We start from the raw sequence: 710 nt of genomic DNA on the forward strand, positions 1-710 counted from the left end.
TATACGTTGAGAGTGGCGGGGAGAGAGATCTCCTTGCCCTTTGCTTTTTGCCGTCCGCTGGAACTGGCGAGCTTCTCGCGAGGCGATGGCGTGCCGCGTACGGGTAGGCGCCCTTGGCCCGGGCGGATGTCCCATCGGCCTACGGACGCAGCCGCGCGCCGTCACCTCCCGGAGACAGTCGCGCCCCGCCAATGCTGAGACGTCCGAACGCTGTATCGCTCTCCCGACCACATGCATCCGCTCCCTCAAGGAGCACAAGGCGCGGCAGAACAAGAAAGCGAACCGGCAGAACCGGACTGACGAGACAGCGGCCTCACCTACATCACCCCCCTGCCAGGCCCCTCAACGCACCCGGCTTCACGACCTNNGTCAACTACTGCCGTCAGACAACGCAGAAGCCCCGCCGGAAGCCTTGGCTTGAGCAGGTCAGGTGGAGGGTGAGGATGGCCTGAACAAGGCTGGTGATACAGGGGGCTGCACCGCAGCTTGCGCAGCAGTCGCCAGGTCTAGAGCGTGGCCATGGCCCGCTCGCCCAGTGCCCGGATTTTGGCATGGGCGCGGTTGACTGCCTGCTGACCTGCGGAGAGCTTCTCCCAGCGACCGCGGTAGGGCACGCGGACGGTTCCACCGGCTCCTTGGTATCCCTTGTCGGCCCAACAGCGGATCCGGCTTCGGCCAGGAAGTCGAGAATGCCGCGCGAAGGTCGTGAA

Annotated in this window: 1 pseudogene; it reads right to left on the bottom strand. The window is 65.4% G+C overall.

Annotation, left to right across the window (positions count from 1 at the left end):
* Window positions 1-382: 382 nt before the first annotated feature.
* Window positions 383-710: pseudogene (locus BFF77_RS37325) on the bottom strand (transposase family protein); the annotation flags it as partial.

This window comes from Streptomyces lushanensis (assembly GCF_001700515.1).
GTDB lineage: Bacteria > Actinomycetota > Actinomycetes > Streptomycetales > Streptomycetaceae > Streptomyces > Streptomyces lushanensis.